At 40.8% G+C, this 25354-nt stretch carries 27 protein-coding genes, 9 tRNA genes and 1 rRNA gene; 36 read left to right on the plus strand and 1 reads right to left on the minus strand.

Translation table 11 applies throughout. The annotated features are described in order from the left end of the window. Positions 1-132 precede the first annotated feature (132 nt). The 18 genes from rrf (at position 133) to pcp (ending at position 9237) form a co-directional block, all read left to right on the plus strand. Positions 133-248 (plus strand): 5S ribosomal RNA (rrf, locus tag D8836_RS08915). Positions 249-252: 4 nt separating this feature from the next. Further along, a tRNA-Val gene (locus D8836_RS08920) sits at positions 253-325 on the plus strand. Positions 326-330: 5 nt separating this feature from the next. Beyond that, a tRNA-Gly gene (locus D8836_RS08925) sits at positions 331-401 on the plus strand. Between the two features lie 39 nt (positions 402-440). Further along, positions 441-514: transfer RNA gene (locus D8836_RS08930), tRNA-Ile, on the plus strand. 8 nt (positions 515-522) lie between these two features. Further along, positions 523-594 (plus strand) — tRNA-Glu (locus tag D8836_RS08935). Positions 595-598: 4 nt separating this feature from the next. Next, a tRNA-Ser gene (locus D8836_RS08940) sits at positions 599-688 on the plus strand. Between the two features lie 10 nt (positions 689-698). Beyond that, positions 699-772: transfer RNA gene (locus D8836_RS08945), tRNA-Met, on the plus strand. A gap of 3 nt (positions 773-775) precedes the next feature. After that, a tRNA-Phe gene (locus tag D8836_RS08950) sits at positions 776-848 on the plus strand. A 73-nt stretch (positions 849-921) separates the two neighbouring features. Next, positions 922-993, plus strand: a tRNA-Gln gene (locus tag D8836_RS08955). A 9-nt stretch (positions 994-1002) separates the two neighbouring features. Next, a tRNA-Leu gene (locus D8836_RS08960) sits at positions 1003-1086 on the plus strand. Positions 1087-1193: 107 nt separating this feature from the next. Continuing rightward, a complete protein-coding gene (locus D8836_RS08965; RefSeq protein ID WP_125393781.1) occupies positions 1194-2471 on the plus strand; it encodes a glutamate-cysteine ligase family protein in 1278 nt (425 codons plus the stop codon). A 75-nt stretch (positions 2472-2546) separates the two neighbouring features. Next, on the plus strand, positions 2547-4031 hold the full coding sequence (thrC, locus tag D8836_RS08970; RefSeq protein ID WP_125393782.1) for a threonine synthase: 1485 nt from the start codon (positions 2547-2549) through the stop codon (positions 4029-4031). Between the two features lie 60 nt (positions 4032-4091). After that, complete coding sequence (locus tag D8836_RS08975; protein ID WP_020903673.1) at positions 4092-5372, plus strand: MATE family efflux transporter; 1281 nt, start codon at positions 4092-4094, stop codon at positions 5370-5372. A 3-nt stretch (positions 5373-5375) separates the two neighbouring features. Continuing rightward, positions 5376-6002: an HAD family hydrolase gene (locus D8836_RS08980; RefSeq protein WP_020903674.1), complete on the plus strand. Its 627-nt coding sequence runs from the start codon at positions 5376-5378 to the stop codon at positions 6000-6002. Positions 6003-6161: 159 nt separating this feature from the next. Next, positions 6162-7364: a LysM peptidoglycan-binding domain-containing protein gene (locus tag D8836_RS08985; protein WP_020903675.1), complete on the plus strand. Its 1203-nt coding sequence runs from the start codon at positions 6162-6164 to the stop codon at positions 7362-7364. A gap of 317 nt (positions 7365-7681) precedes the next feature. After that, entirely contained in the window at positions 7682-8107 is a 426-nt protein-coding gene (locus D8836_RS08990; protein WP_050243374.1) for a MarR family winged helix-turn-helix transcriptional regulator, read from the plus strand. A 10-nt stretch (positions 8108-8117) separates the two neighbouring features. Further along, positions 8118-8480, plus strand: a complete 363-nt coding sequence (locus tag D8836_RS08995; RefSeq protein WP_050243373.1) for a DUF1304 domain-containing protein — start codon at positions 8118-8120, stop codon at positions 8478-8480. A 112-nt stretch (positions 8481-8592) separates the two neighbouring features. Then, on the plus strand, positions 8593-9237 hold the full coding sequence (gene pcp / locus D8836_RS09000; protein ID WP_084923216.1) for a pyroglutamyl-peptidase I: 645 nt from the start codon (positions 8593-8595) through the stop codon (positions 9235-9237). 25 nt (positions 9238-9262) lie between these two features. Here pcp and D8836_RS09005 read toward each other — a convergent pair whose 3' ends face one another. Next, entirely contained in the window at positions 9263-10120 is an 858-nt protein-coding gene (locus D8836_RS09005) for a DUF975 family protein (protein ID WP_084923214.1), read from the minus strand. Positions 10121-10236: 116 nt separating this feature from the next. On the opposite strand from D8836_RS09005, the gene tgt reads away from it, so the two are divergent. The 18 genes from tgt to jag all read left to right on the plus strand — a co-directional run bounded on the left by tgt (position 10237) and on the right by jag (position 25323). Next, on the plus strand, positions 10237-11379 hold the full coding sequence (gene tgt, locus D8836_RS09010) for a tRNA guanosine(34) transglycosylase Tgt (protein ID WP_001285237.1): 1143 nt from the start codon (positions 10237-10239) through the stop codon (positions 11377-11379). A gap of 100 nt (positions 11380-11479) precedes the next feature. Beyond that, positions 11480-13297, plus strand: a complete 1818-nt coding sequence (locus D8836_RS09015) for an acyltransferase family protein (protein ID WP_125393783.1) — start codon at positions 11480-11482, stop codon at positions 13295-13297. Between the two features lie 151 nt (positions 13298-13448). Further along, positions 13449-14600 (plus strand): N-acetylglucosamine-6-phosphate deacetylase, encoded by a 1152-nt coding sequence (gene nagA / locus D8836_RS09020; protein ID WP_001134550.1) that lies wholly within the window; start codon positions 13449-13451, stop codon positions 14598-14600. Positions 14601-14762: 162 nt separating this feature from the next. Continuing rightward, on the plus strand, positions 14763-15821 hold the full coding sequence (locus tag D8836_RS09025; protein WP_125393784.1) for a zinc-dependent alcohol dehydrogenase family protein: 1059 nt from the start codon (positions 14763-14765) through the stop codon (positions 15819-15821). Positions 15822-15971: 150 nt separating this feature from the next. Continuing rightward, entirely contained in the window at positions 15972-16337 is a 366-nt protein-coding gene (locus D8836_RS09030; protein WP_125393785.1) for a DUF1033 family protein, read from the plus strand. Between the two features lie 76 nt (positions 16338-16413). Further along, positions 16414-17355, plus strand: coding sequence for a competence type IV pilus ATPase ComGA (comGA, locus tag D8836_RS09035; protein WP_125393786.1), 942 nt, complete (start codon positions 16414-16416; stop codon positions 17353-17355). Further along, positions 17303-18319, plus strand: coding sequence for a competence type IV pilus assembly protein ComGB (gene comGB / locus D8836_RS09040; protein ID WP_125393798.1), 1017 nt, complete (start codon positions 17303-17305; stop codon positions 18317-18319). Before comGA ends, comGB begins: the two co-directional genes overlap by 53 nt. 1 nt (position 18320) lies before the next feature. Continuing rightward, entirely contained in the window at positions 18321-18644 is a 324-nt protein-coding gene (gene comGC, locus D8836_RS09045; RefSeq protein ID WP_049544490.1) for a comG operon protein ComGC, read from the plus strand. After that, on the plus strand, positions 18607-19041 hold the full coding sequence (comGD, locus tag D8836_RS09050; RefSeq protein ID WP_049544488.1) for a competence type IV pilus minor pilin ComGD: 435 nt from the start codon (positions 18607-18609) through the stop codon (positions 19039-19041). The genes comGC and comGD overlap by 38 nt, the downstream gene beginning before the upstream one ends. After that, positions 19004-19306, plus strand: a complete 303-nt coding sequence (gene comGE / locus D8836_RS09055) for a competence type IV pilus minor pilin ComGE (RefSeq protein ID WP_260468281.1) — start codon at positions 19004-19006, stop codon at positions 19304-19306. The genes comGD and comGE overlap by 38 nt, the downstream gene beginning before the upstream one ends. Continuing rightward, positions 19269-19730 (plus strand): competence type IV pilus minor pilin ComGF, encoded by a 462-nt coding sequence (gene comGF, locus D8836_RS09060; RefSeq protein WP_125393787.1) that lies wholly within the window; start codon positions 19269-19271, stop codon positions 19728-19730. Before comGE ends, comGF begins: the two co-directional genes overlap by 38 nt. Continuing rightward, positions 19708-20121, plus strand: a complete 414-nt coding sequence (comGG, locus tag D8836_RS09065; protein WP_125393788.1) for a competence type IV pilus minor pilin ComGG — start codon at positions 19708-19710, stop codon at positions 20119-20121. Before comGF ends, comGG begins: the two co-directional genes overlap by 23 nt. A 32-nt stretch (positions 20122-20153) precedes the next feature. Beyond that, positions 20154-20741 carry a class I SAM-dependent methyltransferase gene (locus tag D8836_RS09070; protein WP_125393789.1) on the plus strand — a complete coding sequence of 196 codons (588 nt, stop codon included), beginning with the start codon at positions 20154-20156 and terminating at the stop codon, positions 20739-20741. Positions 20742-20801: 60 nt separating this feature from the next. Further along, a complete protein-coding gene (locus tag D8836_RS09075) occupies positions 20802-21755 on the plus strand; it encodes a class I SAM-dependent methyltransferase (protein WP_125393790.1) in 954 nt (317 codons plus the stop codon). 50 nt (positions 21756-21805) lie between these two features. Continuing rightward, positions 21806-22996: an acetate kinase gene (locus D8836_RS09080; protein WP_125393791.1), complete on the plus strand. Its 1191-nt coding sequence runs from the start codon at positions 21806-21808 to the stop codon at positions 22994-22996. A gap of 149 nt (positions 22997-23145) precedes the next feature. Then, positions 23146-23517 carry a ribonuclease P protein component gene (gene rnpA / locus D8836_RS09085; RefSeq protein ID WP_000739245.1) on the plus strand — a complete coding sequence of 124 codons (372 nt, stop codon included), beginning with the start codon at positions 23146-23148 and terminating at the stop codon, positions 23515-23517. Next, positions 23492-24316 carry a membrane protein insertase YidC gene (locus D8836_RS09090; protein WP_221763028.1) on the plus strand — a complete coding sequence of 275 codons (825 nt, stop codon included), beginning with the start codon at positions 23492-23494 and terminating at the stop codon, positions 24314-24316. Before rnpA ends, D8836_RS09090 begins: the two co-directional genes overlap by 26 nt. Before the next feature lie 17 nt (positions 24317-24333). After that, the gene (jag, locus tag D8836_RS09095) at positions 24334-25323 is read left to right on the plus strand and encodes an RNA-binding cell elongation regulator Jag/EloR (RefSeq protein WP_125393793.1); all 990 of its coding nucleotides are present in this window, start codon (positions 24334-24336) and stop codon (positions 25321-25323) included. The last annotated feature ends 31 nt before the right edge of the window (positions 25324-25354 follow it).

Raw genomic sequence — 25354 nt, forward strand, 5'->3', positions numbered from 1 at the left:
GGAAGTGTGGCGACACATGTAGCGGACTAATACTAATAGCTCGAGGACTTATCCAAAGTAACTGAGAATATGAAAGCGAANGGTTTTCTTGNTTTGAATAGATATTCAATTTTGAGTAGGTATTACTCAGAGTTAAGTGACGATAGCCTAGGAGATACACCTGTACCCATGCCGAACACAGAAGTTAAGCCCTAGAACGCCGGAAGTAGTTGGGGGTTGCCCCCTGTGAGATATGGAAGTCGCTTAGCTCTAGGGAGTTTAGCTCAGCTGGGAGAGCATCTGCCTTACAAGCAGAGGGTCAGCGGTTCGATCCCGTTAACTCCCATTTAAGCGGGTGTAGTTTAGTGGTAAAACTACAGCCTTCCAAGCTGTTGTCGCGAGTTCGATTCTCGTCACCCGCTTTGAACTTTGTTCAAATTACATTACCAAGTTTTTAACTTGGGCGCGTAGCTCAGGTGGTTAGAGCGCACGCCTGATAAGCGTGAGGTCGGTGGTTCGAGTCCACTCGTGCCCATAAAGTTTGGTCCGTTGGTCAAGGGGTTAAGACACCGCCTTTTCACGGCGGTAACACGGGTTCGAATCCCGTACGGACTATTTTGGAGGATTACCCAAGTCCGGCTGAAGGGAACGGTCTTGAAAACCGTCAGGCGTGTAAAAGCGTGCGTGGGTTCGAATCCCACATCCTCCTTTTGTATTAACGCGGGATGGAGCAGCTCGGTAGCTCGTCGGGCTCATAACCCGAAGGTCGTAGGTTCAAATCCTGCTCCCGCAATAAGGCTCGGTAGCTCAGTTGGTAGAGCAATGGATTGAAGCTCCATGTGTCGGCGGTTCGATTCCGTCTCGCGCGAAGTGGTTAACACACCAGATTGTGGCTCTGGCATGCGTGGGTTCGATCCCCATCACTCGCCTATTTTATATTATTGGGGTATAGCCAAGCGGTAAGGCAAGGGACTTTGACTCCCTCATGCGTTGGTTCGAATCCAGCTACCCCAGTTACTATTTGCCGGCGTGGCGGAATTGGCAGACGCGCTGGACTCAAAATCCAGTGTCCGCAAGGACGTGCCGGTTCGACCCCGGCCGCCGGTATAGTATAGAGTTAAGGAACGTTGTAAATCTTCGTTCCTTTTTTATATTATTTTTGCTATAATAATAGTTATTCAAATTTTATTTAGATTATGAAAGTGTAGGGAAGTATGTCTCGTTCTATCGATTTATTAAAACATCGGTATTTGAAAAATATTAAAGAAAACCCTGAATTGTTTGTTGGGATTGAGCTGGAATATCCTGTTGTAAACTTGGAAGGGGATGCTACAGATGTTGAAGTTATCAAACACTTATTCCGATATTTAGTTTATGCTTTGGATTTTACTGTCGAAAAGGTAGATAATTTTGGGACTCCTATTCAGTTAGTGGAGCCAGCAAGTCAGGATGTTATTTTATTTGAAGTTTCCTATACTACGATTGAGTTTGCATTTGGTAAGGCTGAAACGATACAAGAGGTTGAAGAACGTTTTAGTATTTATATGGCAGCAATCCAGACAAAGTTAGCTGAATCAAATCATGCTATTGTTGGCTGTGGTATTCATCCCAACTGGGATAAAAATGAGAATTGTCCAGTGGCTTTCCCTCGGTATCGCATGTTGATGGACTATTTGAATTTGAGTAGGAATGTGAATGAATCAGACTTACATCATTTTCCTGAATATGGTGCTTTTATCTGTGGGAGTCAGGTACAGTTGGATGTTTCAAAGTCTAACTACTTACGGGTGATTAATGCTTTTACCCAAATTGAAGCTGTTAAGGCTTATTTATTTCCAAACTCTGAGTTTTCGGGAGCAGATTGGGATACGAAAATTTCAAGGGACATTTTCTGGGAAGACTCGATGCATGGTATCTATCCAGAGAACGTCGGTGTCAATGCTAGGCTATTTAAAGATGAGGATGATTTTTTTGATTATCTAGATCATTCTTCAATTTTTACTGCGGAACGTGATGGACAAACCTATTATTTTTATCCGATTCAGGCTAGGGACTATTTGGCTACACCTGAAATCCAAGCATATGCGCTTAATGGGGATGAGATTCTTATTTACCCTCAAGAGAAGGATTTTGAAACCCATCGTAGTTATCAGTACCAAGACTTAACGACTCGCGGAACAGTTGAGTTTCGTAGTGTGTGTACTCAACCTCTAGATAGAACCTTCGCTTCAGCAGCTTTTCACTTAGGATTGTTGGTTAATTTAGATAAGTTAGAAGCTTACTTAGAAACAGTACCTTTCTTTAAAGAATTTGGTCGTGATTACAAGTTTTTAAGACGGCAATTTTCTAAAAAAAATCTTATAGCTGAGGAAAAACCTGCGATTATTGAATTTTCCAAAGACTTACTCCTTCTAGCTGAGGAAGGACTGGAGATGAGAAATAAGCAAGAAATGACCTACTTACAGGCTTTGAAAGAAGAATTGGGCCTATAATTTCTCTTACAAAAGGAGAATTTTCTGAAAAATCATGATATAATGGATGAGACTATAGATAAAGGACAGAGAGTAATGACATTAGTTTATCAATCAACGCGTGATGCCAACAATACAGTAACTGCTAGTCAAGCTATTTTGCAAGGTTTGGCGACGGACGGTGGTTTGTTTACACCGCTTACTTATCCAAAGGTAGATTTGGACTTTGACAAATTGAAAGATGCTTCTTATCAGGAAGTTGCTAAGTTAGTTTTGTCGGCATTTTTAGATGACTTTACAGCTGAGGAGTTGGATTACTGTATCAACAATGCCTACGATAGCAAATTTGATACTCCTGCTATCGCGCCATTAGTGAAATTAGACGGACAATATAACTTGGAACTTTTCCATGGTTCAACAATTGCCTTTAAGGATATGGCCTTGTCTATTTTGCCATACTTTATGACAACAGCTGCTAAGAAACATGGTTTGGAGAACAAGATTGTCATCTTGACAGCGACATCTGGTGACACGGGGAAAGCTGCTATGGCAGGATTTGCGGATGTACCTGGTACTGAGATTATCGTCTTTTATCCAAAGGATGGTGTCAGCAAGGTACAAGAGTTGCAAATGACCACTCAGACTGGCGACAATACTCATGTTATCGCTATTGATGGTAACTTTGACGATGCGCAAACAAATGTGAAGCACATGTTTAACGACGTAGTTCTTCGTGAAAGATTAGCGGCTAACAAGTTGCAATTTTCATCTGCAAACTCTATGAATATTGGTCGTTTGGTGCCACAGATTGTTTATTATGTTTATGCCTATGCTCAGTTAGTTAAGACTGGTGAGATTGTGGCTGGTGAACAGATCAACTTTACCGTACCAACAGGAAACTTTGGAAATATCTTGGCTGCTTTTTATGCCAAACAAATCGGCTTACCAGTTGGTAAATTGATCTGTGCTTCAAATGATAACAATGTTTTGACAGACTTCTTCAAGACACGTGTTTACGATAAGAAACGTGAGTTTAAGGTAACAACTAGCCCATCTATGGATATCTTGGTATCTTCAAACTTGGAGCGTCTCATTTTCCACCTTTTGGGTAATGATGCGGTTAAAACAGCTGAACTTATGAATGCCTTGAACAAGCAAGGACAATATGAGTTGACAGACTTTGATGCAGAGATTTTGGACCTCTTTGCAGCTGAATATGCGACTGAGGAAGAAACGGCAGCAGAAATCAAGCGTGTTTATGAGGCAGATTCTTATATCGAGGATCCACATACGGCGGTTGCCTCGGCAGTTTATAAGAAATACCAAGCGGCTACTGGCGATGTGACTAAGACAGTGATTGCTTCAACAGCGAGTCCATACAAGTTCCCAGTGGTTGCAGTAGAAGCTGTAACAGGTAAAGTAGGCTTGACTGACTTTGAAGCCTTGGCTCAATTACATGATATTTCAGGAGTTGCAGTACCACCAGCAGTTGACGGGCTTGAAACAGCTCCTGTTCGTCACAAGACAACAGTGGCAGCTGCTGATATGCAAGCAGCGGTTGAGGCTTATCTAGGACTTTAAGACAGAGGGAGTAAACTCGGTTGGGAAACCAACTGAGTTTCTTTTCATCAGGAGGAAGGATTGTTTAAGAAAAATAAAGACATTCTTAATATTGCCTTGCCAGCTATGGGCGAAAATTTTTTGCAGATGCTCATGGGGATGGTGGATAGTTACTTAGTAGCCCACTTGGGCTTGATAGCTATTTCGGGTGTATCAGTAGCTGGCAATATTATCACGATTTATCAGGCGATTTTCATCGCTCTGGGAGCTGCTATTTCCAGTGTTATTTCAAAAAATTTGGGGCAGAAGGATCAATCTATGCTAGCCTATCATGTGACTGAGGCATTGAAGATTACCTTACTATTAAGTTTCCTTTTAGGATTTTTGTCCATCTTCGCTGGGAAAGAGATGATAGGACTTTTGGGGACGGAGAGAGATGTAGCTGAGAGTGGTGGACTCTACCTATCTTTGGTAGGCGGATCGATTGTTCTCTTAGGTTTAATGACTAGTCTGGGAGCCTTGATTCGTGCAACGCATAATCCACGTCTGCCTCTCTATGTTAGTTTTTTATCCAATGCCTTGAATATTCTTTTTTCAAGTCTAGCTATTTTTGTTCTGGATATGGGGATAGCTGGTGTTGCTTGGGGGACAATTCTGTCTCGTTTGGTAGGTCTTGTGATTTTATGGTCGCAATTAAAGTTGCCTTTTGAGAAACCGACTTTTGGTTTAGATAAGGAACTATTGACCTTAGCGTTGCCAGCAGCTGGAGAGAGGCTCATGATGAGGGCTGGAGATGTCGTGATCATTGCCTTGGTTGTTTCTTTTGGAACGGAGGCGGTGGCTGGAAATGCAGTCGGAGAAGTCTTGACCCAGTTTAACTATATGCCTGCCTTTGGCGTCGCTACTGCAACGGTCATGCTGGTAGCTCGAGCAGTTGGAGAGGATAATTGGGAAAGAGTAGCTAATTTGAGCAAGCAAACCTTTTGGCTTTCTCTGCTTCTCATGTTGCCCTTGACGCTTAGTGTCTATGCCTTGGGTATACCACTAACTCATCTCTATACGACTGATTCTCTAGCGGTGGAGGCTAGTGTGCTAGTGACACTTTTTTCACTACTTGGTACTCCTATGACGATAGGAACAGTCATCTATACAGCAGTCTGGCAGGGTTTGGGCAATGCTCGGCTTCCCTTTTATGCGACAAGTATAGGAATGTGGTGTATCCGCATTGGAACAGGATATCTGATGGGGATTGTGCTTGGTTGGGGCTTGCCCGGTATTTGGGCCGGAACCCTTTTGGATAATGGTTTTCGTTGGTTATTTCTACGTTACCGTTACCAGCGTTATATGAGCTTGAAAGGATAGGAAATGCAAAAAACAGCTTTTATTTGGGATTTAGATGGGACTTTATTGGATTCTTACGAAGCGATTTTATCAGGAATTGAGGAAACTTTTGCTCAGTTTTCTATTCCTTATGATAAGGAGCAGGTGAGGGAGTTTATTCTCAAGTTTTCTGTGCAGGATTTACTTGTGCAGGTGGCAGAAGAGAGAAAGCTGGATGTGGAAATGCTAAATCAGGTGCGTGCCCAGAGTTTGGCTGAGAAGAATGCTCAGGTAGTTTTGATGCCAGGTGCGCGTGATGTGCTAGCTTGGGCAGAGGAATCAGGAATTCAGCAGTTTGTTTACACTCATAAGGGAGACAATGCTCGTACCATTCTCAGAGACTTGGGTTTGGAATCTTATTTTACAGAGATTTTAACCAGTCAGAGTGGTTTTGTGCGGAAGCCAAGTCCAGAAGCGGCTAACTATCTGTTAGGCAAGTATCAGTTGGATTCTGAGAAGACCTATTATATAGGGGATCGGACTCTGGATGTGGAATTTGCCCAGAATAGTGGGATTCAAAGTATCAACTTTTTAGAGTCGACTTATGAAGGAAATCATAGGATTCAAGGGTTAGCAGATATTCCTTATATTTTTGGGGATTGGGAACGATAAGATTGTGTCAGTTTTGTGACAGAGACCTAACAAACTATTTCAAGTAACCAAGTTTGTTACAAGGAATAGACAGTTCTGTTAAATAGGCCCGAGAGGGCTTTTTTTCTGCATTTTTTGTGTTATGATAGACAGGTACTCATTTGAAAGGAATAGGAAAGAATGAAGAAAAGAATATTATTAGCTTCAACAGTAGCCTTGTCATTTGCCCCAGTATTGGCAACTCAAGCAGAAGAAGTTCTTTGGACTGCACGTAGTGTTGAGCAAATCCAAAACGATTTGACTAAAACGGACAACAAAACAAGTTATACCGTTCAGTATGGTGATACCTTGAGCACCATTGCAGAAGCCTTGGGTGTAGATGTCACAGTTCTTGCGAATTTGAATAAAATCACTAATATGGACTTGATTTTCCCAGAAACTGTTTTGACAACGACCGTCAATGAAGCAGAAGAAGTAACAGAAGTTGAAATCCAAACACCTCAAGCGGCTTCTAGTGAAGAGGTGACAACTGCGACAGCAGATTTGACAACCAATCAAGTGACCGTAGATGATCAAACTGTTCAGGTTGCAGACCTTTCTCAACCGATTGCAGAAGCGCCAAAAGCGGTAGAAACTACAAGTACAAAAGAAGTAGCAACAAATTCAGAAGTTGCAGAGACAGTTGCTACTGCAGAAGAAGTAGCACCATCTACAAATACTTCAACGTCAGAGGAGCAAACAGCCGAAACAAGTAGTGCAGTTGCAGAAGCAGCTCCTCAGGCAACGACTTCAGCTGAGAAAAATGAAACTCAAGCAAGCCCACAAGATGTTTCAACAGTGGAAGAAACTACAACTCCAACAGAAGAAACAGCAATCGAAACAACTGCAACAAGTTCAGAAGAATTAAAAGAAGCCTCATCAAATGAAGCTACAACAGCAGTTTCTACTTATCAACCAGAAGAGAAGAAAACAGTTTCAACAACTTACGCAGCTCCAGCAGCGCCCGATTATGCTGGACTTGCGGTAGCGAAATCTGAAAATGCAGGCCTTCAACCACAAACAGCGGCCTTTAAAGAAGAAATTGCTAACTTGTTTGGCATCACATCCTTTAGTGGTTACCGTCCAGGAGACAGTGGAGATCACGGAAAAGGTTTGGCTATCGACTTTATGGTACCAGAAAGCTCAGAATTAGGGGATAAGATTGCGGAATACGCTATTCAAAACATGGCCAGCCGTGGAATTAGTTACATTATTTGGAAACAACGTTTCTATGCTCCATTCGATAGCAAATATGGGCCAGCTAATACTTGGAACCCAATGCCAGACCGTGGTAGCGTGACAGAAAATCACTATGATCACGTTCACGTTTCAATGAATGGATAAACCAGACTTGGTAATATCATTTTGACGAATGAGATCTAGCTTTCATGATTGGAAGTAAGTCTCGTTCGTTTTTCTTTGTCATACTCTTCGAAATTCTCTTCAAACCACGTCAGTTTTATCTGCAACCTCAAAGCTGTGCTTTGAGCAACCTACGGATAGCTTCCTAGTTAGCTCTTTGACTTTCATTGAGTATCAATATGAATGGAAAATGGAAGTTACCATTTTGTAATGATTGAAGCAACATTCTTGCAATCTATTTTATTTTATAATATAATTGATTAGTCAATTATTGATGAATCAATAGAAAGAAGAAAGAAATGATAGAGATTCAAGATTTACTTTATCAACTCCGCTTGTCTGAGCAAGCGAGTACGCAATTGTTTGAAAAAAGACTTGGGATTAGTTTGACACGGTATCAAATTTTATTATTTTTGCTGAAGCATTCCCCTTGTAATCAAATAGCGGTTCAGGAGCGTTTGAAGATTGATCAGGCTGCTTTGACCCGACATTTCAAAATTCTGGAAAAGGAAGGTTTGGTGGAGCGTCATCGTAATCCTGAAAATCAGCGGGAAGTGTTGGTAGAGGCTACGAAGTACGCTAAGGAGCAGTTAGTGGTGAATCCACCTCTGCAGCATATCAAGGTTAAGCAAGAGATGGAAAGTATCTTAACAGAGTCTGAAAGAACAGAACTCAGCCGTTTATTAAATAAATTGGTTTTGGGTATTGAAAATATAGAAATTTAAGGAGAAATAGATGTCAATTATTACAATCATTTTAGCAACGATTGTTGCTTTGGAGCATTTTTACATTTTTTATTTGGAAAGTATTGCAACGCAATCAGATGCGACTAGTCGTGTCTTTAACATGGACAAGGAAGAACTGGCTCGTCCGTCAGTAAGTTCATTGTTTAAAAATCAAGGGATTTATAATGCTTTGCTAGGAGTCTTTCTCTTGTATGGTATTTATTTCTCACAGAATTTAGAAATTGTGACTATTTTTGTCTTATTTGTGATTGGGGCTGCGGCCTATGGCTCTCTCACAGCAGATAAGAAAATTATTTTGAAGCAAGGTGGACCAGCTATTTTGACCTTGATTAGCATTTTCCTCTTTAAATAAACTTGAAGGTCGATTCTAGTCTCACTAATCCTTTTCACTCCAGAATAAGGGAAATATGTTATACTTGTCTTTAAGAAAAGTGTTTCATGAAATCATTTGTAAGGAGATAGAAATGAAAGTATTAGTGACAGGTTTCGAGCCCTTTGGAGGGGAAAAGGTCAATCCAGCTTTGGAGGCTGTTAAAGGTTTACCAGCTGAAATCCATGGTGCGGAGATCCGCTGGCTAGAAGTGCCAACAGTCTTTCACAAATCGGCTCAAGTATTGGAAGAAGAGATGAGTAGTTATCAACCTGACTTTGTCCTTTGTATCGGCCAAGCAGGTGGAAGAACCAGCTTGACACCTGAGCGAGTAGCCATTAATCAAGACGATGCACGCATTTCTGATAACGAAGGTAATCAACCGATTGACCTTCCCATTCGCCAAGATGGTGCTTCGGCCTACTTTAGTAGTTTGCCGATTAAAGCGATGGTTCAAGCTATAAAAAAAGAGGGATTACCGGCCTCTGTTTCCAATACGGCAGGGACTTTTGTCTGCAATCATTTGATGTATCAGGCCCTCTATTTGGTAGAAAAAAAATTTCCACATGTTAAGGCAGGTTTTATGCATATTCCTTATATGATGGAACAGGTGGTGAATCGGCCTACCACTCCAGCTATGAGTTTAGTGGATATTAGGCGAGGGCTAGAAGCGGCAATCGGCGCCATTATAGAACATGGAGATCAGGATCTCAAGTTGGTGGGCGGAGAAACTCATTGATAGAAAAAAGCTTGAGGGGTCACCTTCAAGCTTTTGGACGTTTTCGAGCCAGTACTGCTCTGTAGAAAATTATTTTATTGATTTGAATATAGGGTAGGAGTGAGAAACTAGCAATTCCAAAGGTAATCCAATTGAGGAAGTACCAAGGAAGGAGTTGTAAGTCTAGGACAAAGCGTTGAAATTTGTAGCCTTTCATCAGGAAACGGCTAGTTTTGAGGATTTGTCCTGGTCTGGCTTGCCCTAAGTTTAGGGTGTCACAGAGGAGAAATTCTACCTGCGAATAAGCATAGTATTGTGGAATATAGAGACTATTTCCTACAATCATCAAGAGGATACTTGCTAGAAAGTAAAGACCAAAGGTCATGAGGAAGTGCTCAGTTTCAACTGACGTGAGATCCAGATTAGGAAATTCAGGATGGATGGCAACGAATTTCTTTGCTAGAAAGCTACTATAAAAGAGGAAGTAAATCCCAAGTAAACTAGGAATGCTCCATAAGAAGAGGTAGAAACGTTTGAGAAGAAGAGTCAAAAAGGTTTGTGAAAAGTGTTCTTCGTTAAAGAGAGTAAGACTATTTTTGACGGATAGTTCTGTATCAGGATTCTTGATGAGTTTAAGTGTTGTGTAGACGGAACTGGTTAGAAGTATTGTTCCGATAAAGGAAACCAATAGTGGAAAAAGGTAGGCTTTAGTTACATGGCCAAGCACACTTAAAAAGGATTGCTCTAAAATAGCCTCGTTAATGCGCTCTAAGGGATTGAGGAAACCAGACAAGATGACCAGCATGCTAGGTAAGAGATAGACGAGAAAGAGGCGGGGATTTTCAGCTTGGAATTGTCTAGCCTGCAGACGAATGGTTTTTAAATCAATTTTTGGGTATTTCATTCTCTCATTATACCATAGTTCGTGACAGTTCCTACTTTTTTTGATAAAATCATACAGTATGCCCTTGGGCACAAAGTATGAACTGGGACTGTTTTTCCCAGCTTCGGAGGTAAAAAATGTCAGATTCACCAATCAAATATCGTTTGATTAAGAAAGAAAAACACACGGGAGCTCGTCTGGGAGAAATTATCACTCCCCACGGAACCTTCCCGACACCTATGTTTATGCCAGTTGGGACACAAGCTACTGTCAAAACTCAGTCGCCTGAAGAATTGAAGGAGATGGGTTCGGGAATTATCCTGTCAAACACCTATCATCTTTGGCTTCGCCCTGGAGATGAACTCATCGCACGCGCAGGTGGTCTCCACAAATTCATGAATTGGGATCAACCTATTTTGACGGACAGTGGTGGTTTCCAGGTTTATTCCTTAGCAGATAGCCGTAATATCACAGAAGAAGGAGTAACCTTTAAAAACCATCTCAATGGTTCTAAGATGTTCTTGTCCCCAGAAAAAGCCATTTCTATTCAGAATAATTTGGGCTCAGACATCATGATGTCCTTTGACGAATGTCCTCAGTTTTATCAACCTTACGACTACGTTAAGAAATCAATCGAGCGTACCAGCCGTTGGGCTGAGCGTGGTTTGAAGGCTCATCGTCGTCCGCATGACCAAGGGTTATTTGGGATTGTGCAGGGGGCTGGATTTGAAGACCTTCGTCGACAATCGGCTCATGACCTTGTCAGCATGGACTTCCCAGGCTACTCTATCGGTGGTTTGGCAGTGGGAGAAACCCACGAAGAGATGAATGCTGTCTTGGACTTCACAACCCAACTGCTTCCTGAAAATAAACCTCGTTATCTGATGGGTGTGGGAGCGCCAGATAGCTTGATTGATGGGGTGATTCGTGGGGTGGATATGTTTGACTGTGTCTTGCCGACTCGAATCGCTCGTAATGGGACTTGTATGACCAGTCAAGGTCGTTTGGTTGTCAAAAATGCCCAGTTTGCTGAGGACTTTACGCCACTGGATCCTGAGTGTGATTGCTACACATGTAAGAACTATACACGCGCTTATCTTCGTCACCTGCTCAAGGCTGATGAAACCTTTGGTATCCGCTTGACTAGCTACCATAACCTTTACTTCTTGCTTAACCTGATGAAGCAAGTGCGACAAGCCATCATGGATGACAATCTCTTGGAATTCCGTGAGTATTTTGTTGAAAAATATGGCTATAATAAGTCAGGACGCAATTTCTAAAACGGAATAGATATAAGCTAAAAATCCTAAGTTTTCTCTTGGGATTTTTCTTCTTTTTTTGATAGAATAAAGTGTATAATGAAAGGGAGAATAAACTCGTATGCGTATTAAATGGTTTTCCTTGATTAGGATTACAGGTTTACTTTTGGTACTCTTGTATCATTTCTTTCAGACGATCTTTCCTGGAGGATTTTTCGGGGTAGATGTCTTTTTTACATTTTCAGGTTTCCTGATTACAGCTCTACTCATCGAAGAATTTTCTAAAAAGCATGAGATTGATTTGATAGGATTTTTTAGGAGACGCTTTTATCGGATTGTGCCACCTGTGGTTTTGATGGTCTTGGTGACCATGCCCTTTACCTTTCTAGTTCGGCAAGATTATGTGGCTGGAATTGGGGGTCAGATTGCGGGTGTCTTAGGCTTCATGACCAACTTCTATGAAATCCTAACAGGTGGGAGTTATGAATCTCAGTTCATTCCTCATTTGTTTGTTCATAATTGGAGTTTGGCAGTTGAGGTTCACTACTATATTCTTTGGGGATTGGCAGTTTGGTTCTTATCCAAACAGGCTAAATCAAATGGTCAGTTGAAGGGGATGGTTTTTCTCTTATCAGCTGCTGCCTTCTTGATCAGCTTCTTCTCCATGTTTATTGGTAGTTTTCTAGTAACCTCTTATTCCTCTGTTTACTTCTCTAGTTTAACTCATGTCTATCCATTCTTTTTGGGAAGTGTGTTAGCAACTATCGTAGGCGTTCGTCAGACGACTTCCCTAGTTAAGCAATTGGATAAAATCTGGGATTTACGCAAGACCCTTTTAGTTTTTGGGGGAGGTTTTGTCTTCTTACTCATTTTGACCTTCTTTGTCAAATTTACCTATCTCTTTGCCTATCTTATGGGCTTCTTGCTTGCCAGCCTTGCGGCCATTGCTATGATTCTGGCGGCGCGTGTCTTACATGAAAAGACTCCTAACGTGCAGGAGCCAAAGATTATCAGCTTTTTAGCGGATACTAGCTATGCGGTTTATCTTTTCCATTGGCCTTTCTATATCATTTTTTCACAGTTGACATCAAATCTTCTTGCTGTGTTATTAACTTTGATTTTTTCTTATGGATTCGCCAGCCTATCATTTTATGTGTTGGAGCCGTGGATTGCAGGAAAGGACACACCTATTATACAAACCCTTCGTCCCCTGCCTCATATTCATACAATCCTTGCAGCAAGTACTGGAATTTTAGCCTTCATTGTCTTCTTAGTAACTCTGTTGGCACCACAAGTGGGAGCTTTTGAGACAGACTTAACTGTCAATGGCTTGAAGCAAGCTGCAACAAATATTAACCAGACCAAGGTAATGACAGAACGAGCAGAAGCTGATAGTTTAGGAATTGCTGATGGCACTATGTTAATTGGTGATTCGGTAGCACTAAGAGCTAATACAGCCTTGCAGACAGCCCTTCCTGGAGCACAGATTAATGCACAGGTCAGCAGAACAACTAAGACTGCCAATGAAATCATGCTCAACAATAGCCAGAATAAATTTCTACCAAAGATGGTGGTGATTGCAACTGGGGTAAATAATCCTGAAAATTACAAGGAAGACTGGGATAGTATCGTGAAAAATCTTCCTAAGGGGCACCATATGGTTTTGGTGACTCCTTATGAAGGAGATAAGACAAAAGAGACCTATGCAATCGTTGAGAAGGCGGCTGCCTATATGAGAGAATTGGCAGAGAAGACTCCTTATATCACGATAGCCGATTGGAATCAAGCTGCTAAGGAACATCCAGAAATTTGGACTGGAACAGACCAAGTCCATTTTGGAAGTGATAATAGTAAAATTGAAGCAGGAGCTAAATTGTATGCAGATACCATTGCTGCAGCCTTGCAAACAGCTCAAGACAAGCCGGTCAAATCAAAATAACTTGTATTAAAAAGAGAAGAGTTGGAGAAATCCAGCTCTTTTAAAATATCTCTAGAAAATAGGTCTATACCATTTACAAATGAATCAGAAAGGTTTATAATGTAATTGACATAATAAATATCAAAAGTAATCTTTTAAGGAGGTCATTATTATGCCTAATTACGTTAAAGCGGATCAGTTTTTCTATCCATTTGGCATTCGTCGCGGTGGGTACTTAGAACTTGTTGATGGCAAATTTGGGAAACATGTGGATCAAATTCCTGAAGGAGCAGAGGTTCTTGACTATACTGGTTATAGCATTGCACCAGGTCTTGTGGATACTCATATTCATGGATATGCAGGTGTAGATGTGATGGACAACAACATTGAAGGTACATTGCATACTATGAGTGAAGGACTTCTTAGTACCGGTGTTACCAGTTTCTTGCCCACAACTTTAACAGCCACTTATGAGCAATTGCTTGCAGTCACTGAAAATCTTGGAAACCATTATAAAGAAGCAACAGGTGCTAAGATTCGTGGCATTTATTATGAAGGTCCATATTTCACAGAAACTTTTAAGGGGGCACAAAATCCAACTTATATGAGAGACCCGGGTGTTGAGGAGTTTCATTCTTGGCAGGATGCTGCAAAAGGGATGCTAAATAAAATCGCTATTGCACCAGAACGTGATGGGGTAGAAGATTTTGTACGTACTATTACAGGTGAAGGTGTGACAGTTGCACTTGGACACTCAGATGCGACATTTGAACAAGCTAAGAAGGCAGTTGATGCTGGAGCTAGTGTATGGGTACATGCCTATAATGGGATGCGTGGTTTAACACACCGCGAACTAGGTATGGTAGGAGCTATGTATGAGCTCCCACATACTTACGCAGAATTGATTTGTGATGGTTATCACGTAGATCCAAAAGCTTGTGAGATTTTACTTAAGCAAAAGGGGACAGAAAACATCGCTCTTATTACGGACTGTATGACAGCTGGTGGGCTTGAAGACGGTGACTATATGTTGGGAGAATTCCCTGTTGTAGTAGCAAATGGAACTGCACGTCTCAAATCTACTGGTAATTTGGCAGGTTCTATCCTCAAACTTAAAGATGGTATGAGAAATGTTGTCGAATGGGGAATTGCGAATCCGCATGAAGCGGTCATGATGGCCAGCCTTAACCCAGCTAAATCTGTTAATATTGACGATGTCTGTGGACAAATTCGTGAAGGTTATGATGCTGACTTTATCGTACTGGATAAAGATTTGGAATTGGTAGCAACCTATCTAGATGGCGTGAAACGTTATCAAGCATAAGAGAGAAAGCAGGAGTTAGATACTAGCTTCTGCTTTTTTATGCAGGGTACTTTACTGGTAAATAAAAAAGTTAAGAAAATCACAAAAAGACTTGAACAAGCAAATGAAAAGGCTTACAATTATATTATAAATAGTACAAATAAAAAAACGGAGGAAAGCTTTATGAAAGCCTATACTTATGTTAAACCAGGACTTGCTTCTTTTGTTGATGTAGACAAACCAGTGCTTCGCAAGCCAACAGACGCTATTGTGCGTATCGTAAAAACTACTATTTGTGGAACAGACCTCCATATTATCAAAGGGGATGTTCCTGCTTGCCAAAGTGGTACCATTCTTGGTCACGAAGGGATTGGGATTGTTGAAGAAGTTGGAGAAGGAGTTTCGAATTTCAAAAAAGGCGACAAGGTCTTGATTTCTTGTGTCTGTGCCTGTGGTAAATGCTACTACTGTAAAAAAGGAATTTATGCCCATTGTGAAGACGAAGGGGGCTGGATTTTCGGTCACTTGATTGACGGTATGCAGGCTGAATATCTACGTGTCCCTCACGCAGATAACACTCTTTACCATACTCCAGAAGACTTGTCAGATGAAGCCTTGGTTATGCTATCAGACATTCTACCTACTGGATATGAAATTGGTGTCTTGAAAGGGAAAGTAGAACCTGGTTGCAGCGTAGCCATTATTGGTTCAGGTCCAGTTGGATTGGCTGCTCTTTTGACAGCTCAGTTCTACTCACCAGCCAAATTGATTATGGTGGACTTAGACGATAACCGCTTGAAAACTGCTGTATCATTTGGTGCGACTCACAAGGTTAATTCTTCAGACCCTGAAAAAGCCATTAAAGAAATTTATGATTTGACAGATGGTCGTGGTGTAGATGTTGCTATCGAAGCTGTTGGTATTCCTGCAACATTTGATTTCTGTCAAAAGATTATAGGTATAGACGGAACAGTTGCCAACTGTGGTGTACATGGTAAACCAGTCGAATTCGATTTGGACAAACTTTGGATTCGCAACATCAATGTAACAACTGGTTTGGTATCTACAAATACCACTCCACAATTGTTGAAAGCTCTTGAAAGTCATAAGATTGAACCAGAAAAATTGGTAACCCATTATTTCAAACTCAGTGAAATTGAAAAAGCCTATGAAGTCTTCGGTAAGGCAGCAGACCACCATGCAATTAAGGTCATTATTGAAAATGATATCTCAGAAGCTTAAGAACCAAAACGTTTTTATCATATAAGCAAATAGAAATTCAGTCATCCATCAGATGGCTGGATTTTTTATCAAAAAATTAAGAAATGAGCATATTTCTTTCCTTGTTTAGCGGAATTGGTTATAATATACGGTACAAAGGAATGAATGAATATGTATCGTGTTATAGAAATGTACGGAGATTTTGAACCATGGTGGTTCTTAGAAGGTTGGGAAGAAGATATTGTAGCAAGTAAGAAATTTGACCAGTATTATGATGCTCTCAAATACTACAAGACTTGCTGGTTTAGATTGGAACAAGAATCCCCTCTTTATAAAAGTAGAAGCGACTTGATGACCATTTTTTGGGATCCAGAAGACCAACGTTGGTGTGATGAATGTGATGAGTATTTACAACAATACCATTCGTTGGCTCTTTTGCAGGATGAGCAGGTTATCCCAGATGAAAAACTACGCCCAGGCTATGAAAAACAAACAGGTCAGGAAAGGCACCGTTCTTGCCGTATGAAAGTAAAATAGAGAAAAAGTAACTTTTTTGAAGTTGCTTTTTTTATTTTTCCAAATCTTTGCGAATAGTATAGGTGAGGAGGTAAGTATGGTTCAAGAAATTGCACAAGAAATCATTCGTTCGGCTCGGAAAAAAGGAGCGCAAGATATTTATTTTGTCCCTAAGTTAGATGCCTATGAGCTTCATATGAGGGTCGGAGACGAGCGCTGTAAAATCGGTTGTTATGATTTTGAAAAATTTGCGGCCGTCATCAGTCACTTTAAGTTTGTGGCGGGTATGAATGTGGGAGAAAAAAGACGTAGTCAACTTGGTTCCTGTGATTATGCCTATGACCAGAAGATGGCGTCCTTACGTCTATCTACTGTAGGTGATTATCGAGGGCAGGAGAGTTTAGTTATTCGCTTGTTGCATGATGAGGAGCAGGATTTGCATTTTTGGTTTCAGGATATTGAAGAATTGGGCAAGCAGTACAGGCAACGGGGACTTTATCTTTTTGCTGGCCCAGTCGGCAGTGGCAAGACGACCTTGATGCACGAATTGGCTAAATCTCTCTTTAAAGGACAGCAAGTTATGTCCATCGAAGATCCTGTAGAAATCAAGCAGGACGACATGCTCCAGTTGCAGTTGAATGAGGCGATTGGGCTAACCTATGAAAATCTAATCAAACTTTCTTTGCGTCATCGACCAGATCTCTTGATTATAGGAGAAATTCGGGACAGCGAGACGGCGCGTGCAGTGGTCAGAGCTAGTTTGACAGGTGCGACAGTCTTTTCAACCATTCACGCCAAGAGTATTCGAGGTGTTTATGAACGCCTGCTGGAGTTGGGTGTGAGTGAGGAGGAATTGGCAGTCGTTCTGCAAGGAGTCTGCTATCAGAGATTAATCGGGGGAGGAGGAATCGTTGACTTTGCAAACAAAGACTATCAAGACCACCAGCCAACTAGCTGGAATGAGCAGATTGACCAGCTTCTTGAAGATGGACATATCACAAGTCTTCAGGCTGAAACGGAAAAAATTAGCTACAGCTAAGCAAAAAAATATCATCACCTTGTTTAACAATCTCTTTTCCAGTGGTTTTCATCTGGTGGAGACCATCTCCTTTTTAGATAGGAGTGCATTATTGGACAAGCAGTGTGTGACCCAGATGCGCACGGGCTTGTCTCAGGGGAAATCATTCTCAGAAATGATGGAAAGTTTGGGATTTTCAAGTGCCATTGTCACTCAGTTATCCCTAGCGGAAGTCCATGGAAATCTTCACCTGAGTTTGGGAAAGATAGAAGAGTATCTAGACAATCTGGCCAAGGTCAAGAAAAAATTAATTGAAGTAGCGACCTATCCTTTGATTTTGCTGGGTTTTCTTATCTTAATTATGCTGGGACTGCGTAATTACCTACTACCACAACTGGATAGTAGCAATATTGCTACTCAAATTATCGGCAATCTGCCACAAATTTTTCTAGGCATGGTAGGGTTTATTTCCATACTTGCCCTTTTATCACTAACTTTTTATAAAAGAAGTTCTAAGATGCGCGTCTTTTCTATCTTAGCACGCATTCCTTTTCTTGGAATCTTTGTGCAGACCTATTTGACAGCCTATTATGCGCGTGAATGGGGGAATATGATTTCGCAGGGAATGGAGCTGACGCAGATTTTTCAAATCATGCAGGAACAAGGTTCCCAGCTCTTTAAAGAAATCGGTCAAGATCTGGCTCAAGCCCTGCAAAATGGTCGAGAATTTTCTCAGACGATAGGAACCTATCCTTTCTTTAAGAAGGAGTTGAGTCTCATCATCGAGTATGGGGAAGTCAAGTCCAAGCTGGGTAGTGAGTTGGAAATCTATGCTGAAAAAACTTGGGAGGCCTTTTTTACCCGAGTCAACCGCACCATGAATTTGGTGCAGCCGCTAGTTTTTATCTTTGTGGCTCTGATTATCGTTTTACTTTATGCGGCAATGCTCATGCCCATGTATCAAAATATGGAGGTAAATTTTTAAAATGAAAAAAATGATGACATTCTTGAAAAAAGCGAAAGTGAAGGCTTTCACGCTTGTGGAGATGTTGGTGGTCTTGCTCATCATCAGCGTGCTTCTCTTGCTCTTTGTACCTAATCTGACCAAGCAAAAAGAAGCAGTCAACGACAAAGGAAAAGCTGCTGTTGTTAAGGTGGTGGAAAGCCAGGCAGAGCTTTATAGCTTGGATAAAAATGAAGATGCTAGCCTAAGCAAGTTACAAGCAGATGGGCGAATCACAGAAGAACAGGCTAAAGCTTATAAAGAATACCATGCTAAACAAAATACTAGTCAAACCGTTAAAGATTAAAGCCTTTACCATGCTGGAAAGTCTCTTGGTTTTGGGACTTGTGAGTATCCTTGCCTTGAGCTTGTCCGGCTCTGTCCAGTCCACTTTTGCGGCGGTAGGGGAGCAGATTTTCTTTATGGAGTTTGAAGAACTCTATCGGGAAACTCAAAAACGCAGTGTAGCTAGTCAGCAAAAGACAAGTTTGAGCATAGACGGAAAGACCATTAGCAATGGCAGTCAAAAGCTGACAGTTCCTAAAGGAATTCAGGCACCATCGGGACAAAGTATCACATTTGACCGAGCTGGGGGCAATTCGTCCCTGACAAAGGTTGAATTTCAGACCAGTAAAGGAGCGATTCGTTATCAATTATATCTAGGAAATGGAAAAATTAAACGCATTAAGGAAACAAAAAATTAGGGCAGTGATTTTACTGGAAGCAGTAGTTGCTCTAGCTATCTTTGCCAGCATTGCGACCCTCCTTTTGGGACAAATTCAAAAAAATAGGCGAGAAGAAGCAAAGATCTTGCAAAAGGAAGAAGGCTTGAGAGTAGCTAAGATGGCTCTGCAGACAGGTCAAAATCAGGTAAACATAAACGGAGTTGAGATTCAGGTGTTTTCTAGTGAAAAGGGATTGGAGGTCTACCATGGTTCAGAACAGTTGTTGGCTATCAAAGAGCCATAAAGTCAAGGCTTTCACCTTGTTGGAATCTCTGGTTGCTCTTATTGTTATCAGTGGAAGTTTACTCCTCTTTCAAGCCATGAGTCAGCTCCTCATTTCAGAAGTTCACTACCAGCAACAAAGCGAGCAAAAAGAGTGGCTCTTGTTTGTGGACCAGCTGGAGGCAGAATTAGATCGTTCGCAATTCGAAAAAGTGGAAGGCAATCGCCTCTATATGAAGCAAGATGGCAAGGATATTGCTATGGGTAAGTCAAAATCGGATGATTTTCGAAAAACTGATGCCAGTGGACGAGGATATCAGCCTATGATTTATGGACTTAAATCTGCGCAGATTACAGAGGACAATCAGTTGGTGCGTTTTCATTTCCAGTTCCAAAAAGGCTTAGAAAGGGAGTTCATCTATCGTGTGGAAAAAGAAAAAAGTTAAGGCAGGTGTTCTCCTCTATGCAGTCACTATGGCAGCCATCTTTAGTCTTTTGTTACAATTTTATTTGAACCGACAAGTCACCCACTATCAAGACTACGCTTTAAATAAAGAAAAGCTGGTCGCTTTTGCTATGGCCAAACGAGCTAAAGATAAGGTTGAGCAAGAAAGTGGGGAACAGGCCTTTAATCTGGGTCAGGTGAGCTATCAAAATAAGAAAACAAGCTTGGTGACGACGGTTCGTACGCCTAATAGTCAATATGAGTTTCTGTTTCCTTCAGTCAAAATCAAAGAAGAGAAAACAGATAAAAAGGAAGAGGTAGCGACCGATTCAAGCGAAAAAGTGGAGAAGAAAAAATCAGAAGAGAAGCCTGAAAAGAAAGAGAATTCCTAGCCATTCAAGCAACTTTGTGCTAAACTAAAAATATGAAACATGATTTTAACCACAAAGCAGAAACTTTTGATTCACCTAAAAATATCTTCCTTGCAAACTTGGTATGTCAAGCAGTCGAGAAACAGCTTGATGCCCCATTAGACAAAGAAATTTTGGATTTCGGTGGAGGGACGGGCCTATTATCCTTACCTCTGGCCAAACAGGCCAAGTCTGTAACATTGGTGGATATTTCGGAGAAAATGCTGGAGCAAGCTCGTTTGAAAGCGGAGCAGCAAGACATCAAGAATATTCAGTTTTTGGAGCAAGATTTACTGAAAAACCCCTTAGAGCAAGAGTTTGATCTCATTGTTGTTTGTCGTGTTCTTCATCATATGCCTGATTTGGATGCGGCTTTCTCACTGTTTCATCAACATCTGAGAGAAAACGGACAACTTTTACTTGCTGATTTTACCAAGACAGAAGCTAACCATCATGGATTTGAATTGGTTGAACTTGAAAACAAGCTAGCACAGTTTGGTTTTTCATCTGTGCATAGTCAGATTCTCTATAGCGCTGAAGACCTGTTTCAAGGAAATTACTCAGAACTCTTTTTTACAGTAGCCCAAAAATCACTCGCCTAGTCAGGGAGTGATTTTTCTATAAGGATGGAAAAAAGAAGGGAAATTTGATAAGATAGGAATATGGATTTTGAAAAAATTGAACAAGCTTATACCTATTTACTAGAGAATGTCCAAGTCATTCAAAGTGATTTGGCGACCAACTTTTATGACGCCCTGGTGGAGCAAAACAGCATCTATTTGGATGGTGAGACTGAGTTAGAGCAGGTCAAGGAGAACAATCAGGCCCTTAAACGCTTAGCGCTTCGCAAAGAAGAATGGCTCAAGACCTACCAGTTTCTCTTGATGAAGGCTGGGCAGACAGAGCCCCTACAGGCCAATCACCAGTTTACACCAGATGCTATTGCTTTACTTTTGGTGTTTATTGTGGAAGAGTTGTTTAAAGAAGAGGAAATCACTATCCTCGAAATGGGTTCCGGAATGGGAATTCTAGGCGCTACTTTCTTGACCTCGCTTGATAAAAAGGTGGATTACTTGGGAATGGAAGTGGATGATTTGCTGATTGATTTGGCAGCTAGCATGGCAGATGTAATTGGTTTGCAGGCTGGTTTTGTCCAAGGAGATGCCGTTCGTCCACAAATGCTCAAAGAAAGCGATGTGGTCATCAGCGACTTGCCTGTCGGCTATTATCCTGATGATGCCGTTGCGTCGCGCCATCAAGTTGCTTCTAGTAAAGAACATACTTACGCCCATCACTTGCTCATGGAACAAGGGCTTAAGTACCTCAAATCAGATGGCTACGCTATTTTTCTAGCTCCGAGTGATTTGTTGACCAGTCCTCAAAGTGACTTGTTGAAAGGTTGGTTGAAAGAGGAGGCAAGTCTGACTGCCATGATTAGTTTGCCTGAAAATCTCTTTGCTAATGCTAAACAATCCAAGACGATTTTTATCTTACAGAAGAAAAGTGAAACAGCAGTAGAGCCTTTTATTTATCCACTTTCTAGCTTGCAAGATGCAAGTGTTTTAATGAAATTTAAAGAAAATTTTCAAAAATGGACTCAAGGTACTGAAATATAAAATAGATTTTGTTATAATAGATGAAAACGCTTAAAAAGGGGTATCATGTTATGACAAAAACAATTGCAATCAATGCAGGAAGTTCAAGTTTGAAATGGCAATTATACTTAATGCCAGAAGAAAAAGTATTGGCGAAAGGTTTGATTGAACGTATAGGTTTGAAAGATTCAATTTCAACTGTAAAATTTGATGGTCGTTCTGAACAACAAATTTTGGATATCGAAAATCACACACAAGCTGTTAAAATCTTATTGGATGACTTGATTCGTTTCGATATTATCAAGGCTTATGACGAGATTACAGGTGTTGGACATCGTGTTGTTGCTGGTGGAGAATATTTCAAAGAATCAACAGTCGTTGAGGGAGATGTTTTAGAAAAAGTTGAAGAGTTGAGCTTGTTGGCTCCTCTCCACAATCCAGCCAATGCAGCAGGTGTTCGTGCCTTCAAGGAATTGTTGCCAGACATTACCAGTGTAGTTGTTTTTGATACTTCATTCCACACAACTATGTCAGAGAAAGCTTATCGCTACCCTCTACCAACAAAATATTACACAGAAAACAAGGTTCGTAAATATGGTGCCCACGGTACAAGTCACCAGTTTGTAGCAGGAGAAGCAGCAAAACTCTTGGGCCGTCCATTAGAGGACTTGAAATTGATTACTTGCCACATCGGTAATGGTGCTTCTATTACAGCTGTTAAGGGTGGTCAATCTGTTGATACTTCAATGGGATTCACTCCACTTGGTGGTGTGATGATGGGAACACGTACAGGAGATATTGACCCAGCTATCATTCCTTACTTAATGCAATATACAGAGGATTTTAATACACCAGAAGCTATTAGTCACGTCCTTAATCGTGAATCAGGACTGATGGGGGTTTCAGGTAAATCTAGTGATATGCGTGATGTGATTGCTGCTATGGAAGAAGGGGACCACGATGCCACTTTGGCTTATGAAATGTATGTTGACCGTATCCAAAAACATATCGGGCAATACCTTGCGGTCCTAAATGGAGCAGATGCTATTATCTTTACTGCAGGTATCGGTGAAAATGCTGCAAATGTACGTGAAGATGTTATCTCAGGTATCTCTTGGTTTGGCTGTGATGTTGACGCAGAGAAGAACGTCTTTGGTGTGACAGGAGACATTTCAACAGAGGCAGCGAAAATCCGTGTCTTGGTTATTCCAACAGATGAAGAATTGGTCATTGCCCGTGACGTTGAACGCTTGAAAAAATAACTAAAATTAGAAAAAATATTCAGTACAAGGAGTTGGAAAAGAGATTTTTCCAGCTTCTTTTTCTGATGGAAATGTCCAAAACCTTGCTATGATTGGCTTTTTTGAAAAATATGGTATAATAGTAGTAATTTAATAGATGGAGTTGAGTTTTGAAGAAAAACTTTCGTGTAAAAAGAGAGAAAGATTTTAAGGCGATTTTCAAGGAGGGGACAAGTTTTGCCAATCGCAAATTTGTTGTCTACCAACTAGAAAACCAGAAAAACCATTTTCGAGTAGGTCTATCAGTTAGCAAAAAACTGGGGAATGCCGTCACTAGAAATCAAATCAAGCGACGGATTCGACATATTATCCAGAATGCAAAAGGGAGTCTGGTAGAAGATGTCGATTTTGTTGTCATTGCTCGAAAAGGGGTCGAAACCTTGGGATACGCAGAGATGGAGAAAAATCTACTCCACGTATTAAAATTATCAAAGATTTACCAGGAAGGAAATGGGAGTGAAAAAGAAACTACAGTTGACTAGTTTGCTAGGACTGTCCCTATTGGTCATGACAGCCTGTGCGACTAATGGGACAACTAGCGATATTACAGCCAATTCGGCTGATTTTTGGAGTAAATTTGTTTACTTCTTTGCGGAAATTATTCGCTTTTTATCGTTTGATATCAGTATCGGAGTGGGGATTATTCTCTTTACGGTCTTGATTCGTACAGTTCTCTTGCCAGTCTTTCAAGTGCAAATGGTGGCTTCTAGAAAAATGCAAGAAGCTCAGCCACGCATTAAGGCGCTTCGAGAACAATATCCGGGTCGAGATATGGAAAGCAGAACCAAGCTAGAGCAAGAAATGCGTAAAGTCTTTAAAGAAATGGGTGTCAGACAGTCAGATTCTCTTTGGCCGATTTTGATTCAGATGCCGGTTATTTTGGCCTTGTTCCAAGCCCTATCAAGAGTTGACTTTTTGAAGACAGGTCATTTCTTATGGATTAACCTTGGTGGTGTGGATACAACCCTTGTTCTTCCGATTTTAGCAGCTGTATTTACCTTTTTAAGTACTTGGCTGTCTAATAAAGCCTTGTCTGAGCGTAATGGAGCTACGACTGCGATGATGTATGGGATTCCAGTCTTGATTTTTATCTTTGCAGTTTATGCGCCAGGTGGAGTCGCCCTATACTGGACAGTGTCTAATGCTTATCAAGTCTTGCAAACCTATTTCTTGAACAATCCATTCAAGATTATTGCAGAGCGCGAGGCGGTAGTTCAGGCACAAAAAGATTTGGAAAATAGAAAAAGAAAAGCCAAGAAAAAGGCTCAGAAAACGAAATAATAAGGAGGAATCTGGTAATGGTAGTATTTACGGGTTCAACTGTTGAAGAAGCAATCCAGAAAGGATTGAAAGAATTAGATATTCCAAGAATGAAGGCTCACATCAAAGTCATTTCTCGTGAAAAAAATGGCTTTCTTGGTTTATTTGGTAAAAAACCAGCTCAAGTTGACATTGAAGCTATTAGTGAAACAACTGTCATCAAAGCAAATCAACAAGCTGTAAAGGGTGTTCCTAAAGAAGTCAATGAAAAAAATGAACCGGTCAAAACGGTCAGTGAAGCAACCGTTGATTTGGGTCATGTTGTAGAAGCAATTAAAAAGATTGAAGAAGAAGGCCAAGGGGTTTCTGATGAAGTTAAGGCTGAAATTTTGAAAAATGAAAAACATGCTAATACCATTTTAGAAGAAACTGGGCATATTGAGATTTTAAATGAATTACAGCTTGAAGAAGCTGGTTTCGGGGAAAAAGTAGAAACTCCTATTGTTGAGACTCAAGCTGAACAAACTGAAAGTCAAGAATTAGAAGATTTGGGCTTAAAAGTGGAACCGAGCTTTGACATTGAACAAGTAGCTACGGAAGTAACGACTTATGTCCAAACAATCATTGATGACATGGACGTTGAGGCGACGATTTCAAATGATTATAACCGTCGTAGCATCAATTTACAAATTGATACAAATGAGCCAGGGCGTATTATCGGTTATCATGGTAAAGTATTGAAAGCCTTGCAGTTATTGGCTCAAAATTATCTTTATAACCGCTATTCAAGAACCTTCTACATTACTATTAATGTCAATGATTATGTTGAACACCGTGCAGAAGTCTTGCAGACCTATGCGCAAAAATTGGCGACTCGTGTTTTAGAAGAAGGACGTAGTCATCAAACAGATCCTATGTCAAATAGTGAACGCAAGATTATTCATCGTATTATTTCACGTATGGATGGCGTGACTAGTTACTCTGAGGGTGATGAGCCAAATCGTTATGTTGTCGTAGATACAGAATAAGTAAAATCAGGGCTATCCTGATTTTTTGCTA

It is taken from the genome of Streptococcus mitis (assembly GCF_003942995.1).
Taxonomy (GTDB): Bacteria; Bacillota; Bacilli; order Lactobacillales; family Streptococcaceae; genus Streptococcus; species Streptococcus mitis_CV.